General features: G+C 46.6%; 4 protein-coding genes and 1 tRNA gene. 3 read left to right on the top strand and 2 right to left on the bottom strand.

Features of this window, described 5'->3' with window-relative positions:
- From ACKOVI_RS00710 to ACKOVI_RS00700, 3 genes are all read left to right on the top strand, one after another.
- On the top strand, window positions 1–380 hold a 380-nt coding region (locus tag ACKOVI_RS00710), incomplete at its 5' end, for a uracil-DNA glycosylase family protein (RefSeq protein ID WP_509601842.1).
- A 39-nt stretch (window positions 381–419) separates the two neighbouring features.
- Window positions 420–495 (top strand) — tRNA-Leu (locus tag ACKOVI_RS00705).
- A 112-nt stretch (window positions 496–607) separates the two neighbouring features.
- Window positions 608–2392 (top strand): hypothetical protein, encoded by a 1785-nt coding sequence (locus ACKOVI_RS00700; protein ID WP_509601840.1) that lies wholly within the window; start codon window positions 608–610, stop codon window positions 2390–2392.
- On the opposite strand, the gene ACKOVI_RS00695 is transcribed toward ACKOVI_RS00700, so the two are convergent.
- Entirely contained in the window at window positions 2389–2802 is a 414-nt protein-coding gene (locus tag ACKOVI_RS00695; protein WP_509601838.1) for a hypothetical protein, read from the bottom strand. The two genes, ACKOVI_RS00700 and ACKOVI_RS00695, sit on opposite strands and share 4 nt — an antisense overlap.
- A gap of 80 nt (window positions 2803–2882) precedes the next feature.
- A partial coding sequence (locus ACKOVI_RS00690) for an ice-binding family protein (RefSeq protein WP_509601836.1) occupies window positions 2883–3578 on the bottom strand: 696 nt, incomplete at its 5' end.

Raw genomic sequence — 3578 nt, 5'->3', positions numbered from 1 at the left:
GTCAAGAGCTTATCGAAACCAGAATTCTCTGCGCAGTCCGTTGTGCGCCACCGGATAACAAACCATCAACTGAAGAGAAAGCCACTTGCAGCGCGTTCTTTGAAAACGAAATCTATCTACTATTACCAACAGCTCAAACCTTTTTAGCGCTCGGATCACTTGCCTGGGAATCTATCTACCGCACCCTTAAAGATTTGGGCTGCGGAGTGCCTTCACCAAAACCAAAGTTCGGTCATGGTGAGAAGTATTCATTTGTTGGCACAGACGGAGTGAAGCGATTCGTATTGGGTTGTTATCACCCAAGTCAACAGAACACTTTCACTGGAAAGTTGACTGAGAAGATGCTCGATTCAGTAATTAAGAGCGCTGCCAGGCGTTAAATTGCACCCTTTCTGAACTAGTAGACTTCGCGGGCATTGGCCCCCGTAGTCCAATGGCAGAGACAGAGGACTTAAAATCCTTCCAGTGTCGGTTCGAGTCCGACCGGGGGCACCAATCCATTAATAGGTGATTACCTGCATAAAAAGTGGCCCTCACTCCGGTAAAGGAGTTACATAGTCCTGTTCTCCCTGCCATCCTGGCCGAGTCAACGGGGTGGGAGTCAGAGATGGTCAAGTATCCAAAGGCTGCGTTACTCGTTCTTGCCCTTGCAATGGTGTGTATTCCGATTGCTCCCGGAACCGCTGATACTCAGCAGAATCCGACCACTCAGAACAACTGGCTGGATGAATCCAAGCCGATCATGACTTACTGCCAACCAGATATGTATGCCTGCGCTGGCTATCAACCTTTATCAGATGAACAGTATCTTCCGCCTTGGGCGCCAGGGTATAGAAATATTCAAGGTTATTATCACAATGATTTAACCGGCATCACTCGCATGCCTTCGTATGCACTCGCTGTCACTAGAGATTCTTCGGGGCAGGCGACCAAAGTAATTTCTTGCACGGATGTACTTGATTCGAAATGCGCTGGATCAGAATTTACTTTCTCGGCAGATTTACAGATGTGTTCCGGTGAGATAGCGATTGATTGCATCAGGGATATCACAATTACTGATGCTAATAACAAGCCATTGGCATTCACAGTCGAAGGAGAATTTCCGAAAGGCAATCCACAATTCTTTAAAGGCAGCACATCAATCAAAGTTCCTACCGGTGGTGGATCAACCCTGATACATATTCCGGGCGCACAACATGCCGGGGGAGATGCTTATTTGATCAAACCAACGATGACTGGAGCACGTTGGGAGGGCCAGAGTGAGATTCAGATGCAGGGTTTCAACGTATCAATCTCTGCAGTAAAGATTATTGATGGGAAATACAGCTATGGGGGAGTGAGTACAACGCCGGCTTTGTATTCAAAGGGCTTTAGCAATATCGGAAATGAAAATGGAAACTTTCCATCAACATGTGCTGCAGCATCTCCAACACAGTGTGCCTTGAAATATGCACTTCCGCTAGGAATGCATTTTGGGATGACTATTGATTTATCGCGGAAAGTTACTGGCTGGCTCCACGGTCGAGTAAAAGCACCTCAAGTCGAAGTCTCAAAGAACTCTGCTGGCGGAACCACAATCAAGGTTTCAGCCGAACCAATTAAGATTCCCGTAAGCGCTGCTTGGGTCAATAACGATACTGCTGCTCAAAGCATTAAGGATTTCTATACCGGAAAAGAAAATTACGGTTCACCACTCTTTGGCAATGAGAATAAATCAAAGCCGCTTTCAGAGATTGTTCTCTTGCGAGATGGCAATCAAGGTCACACCTTGGAGACTCTCAATGAATTCCTAGCATGGTTACCTACACTCGGAGATAAAGCTCAGGCGATGCCAACTATCTGGTCGATTCAAACAATGAGCAGTTATGAAGTTTCCGATCAGATTCAGAAGTGTCTCAATCAGACTGATGCTCTCGCTGGCATCGTGACGACCAACGCCTCTGAGTACCTTGATGGCCCACCCCTCTTTGATAAGAGCACTGGATCATTGGATTACAAGGTTGCTGCTACACACTTTGAACCTGATGGCACCACTATTTTTCGCGGCACGTACGACTTGGTGATGAGCTCCAAGGTAGCCCGCTGTATTTATGGATTTACAAATGCTCCCATTAACGCAACAGTCTCTGTGACCTCAGAGTCAGGTACAAACAATGTTGCCACCACAGTCGTCAATGAACGAAATGGCTGGCTCTCACTTGGAGCCTATAACTTCACCTACTCAAATCCAACGATTCGAGTTATATTGACTGGAACGAAAGAGTCAGCAGCTCCTGCTCCTGTACTCACTAAAAAGCCAAATGTCGTAAAGCAAATCACCTGCGTAAAAGGTAAAGTCACCAAGAAAGTCAGCGCAGGAAAATGTCCGACTGGCTATCGGAAAAAGGTTTAGTTCTTCTTCTCTGCTCGAATGTGCGAAACAATTCCGTGTACTGCAAATACAGTGAAAATCACAATTGCCACCAAAAAGCTATCGAAGAGCGATCGCGGCACATGCTTGGCAGTTACCAATATGTAAATGTCAGGCACAAAATGCAGAACTACCGCAATAAGCCCAAATTTAAATGCGTTGCTCCAGTGATTAGCAAGAATGGCAAAGAGCATCTTGGCTGTTGATTTTGCATACGGAACAGCTATCACGACCACGATTACAAAGTAGATATAAGGATTGACACCGTACTTGGCGAATGTCTCATCGACCACGATTGTCTTGAAGATATCCCACGCCAGAACTATGACTATCCACCAGCGTTCGACTAGTTGGCGGTGTTTTTCACTTTTGAGCCAACCTGTGATTTTCATGCCAGGAGCTTAAGCGAAAAAGGAGGTGGGAGCCTCCAAATGAATCGAAGACTCCCACCTGCGGTGCGCCGCCGTATAAATTAGTCATCAGACTTATCGTCGCCACCTTTAACCATCACAAGTGCACCGAGTGCAGGAAGGGACGGAACTCCTGCCACAGGTGTACCTGTGAATCCAATTGCGAAGGTGCTCACTCTGCCGAGCGAACCATCTCCATTGGTGACACGTGTGTACTTGATGGTGAAGGCAACAGGGCCAGTCGCTGCATTAAGCCATCGCTTGTCATGGTCCTTCTTTGGATTTGCGTAGTACTGCAATGTGCCGGTACCGGTAATGTTTCCAACGCCATTTACATAGGTATAAGCAGTTGGTGTACCAGAGAAATTCCATGCACGTGAAATAGACCAACTTGCTTTACCAGTGATGTTGGTAAAGATCCCAGTTCCGCTCTCGGTGCCTCGGATAAGGAAGTTATAGGAAGCCTTTCCGTACTGTGATGTGTATGAGCCACCACCAGTTCCAAAATTGTTAGTTGGTGCTGGCTTTACCACTTTACAAGAGGGCTTAATAATTTGGGTTGCATTGAGAGATGCAGAACCTTGAGTCACTAACACTCTTCCAGTCACTGTGGAGCCTGCTGAACTTACGAATGCTCCTTTGCTGAGCAAATTACCTTTGAAATCACTCGCTGCACCCAAAGTTGAAGTTGTACCAACCTGCCAGAAGATATTGCATGCCTGGGCACCATTTAACAAATTTACTTTACTTGCGGCTCC

The sequence above is a fragment of the Candidatus Planktophila sp. genome (genome assembly GCF_046070465.1).
Lineage (GTDB): Bacteria > Actinomycetota > Actinomycetes > Nanopelagicales > Nanopelagicaceae > Planktophila.
Note: the sequence above shows the minus strand (reverse complement) of the source record. Positions and strands in the feature narration are given on the sequence as shown.

What these genes read in the sequence shown, in the direction of transcription:
- ACKOVI_RS00700 (WP_509601840.1), top strand. Translation starts at nt 608, where the DNA reads ATGGTCAAGTATCCAAAGGCTGCGTTACTCGTTCTTGCCCTTGCAATG.
- ACKOVI_RS00695 (WP_509601838.1), bottom strand. Translation starts at nt 2,802, where the DNA reads ATGAAAATCACAGGTTGGCTCAAAAGTGAAAAACACCGCCAACTAGTC.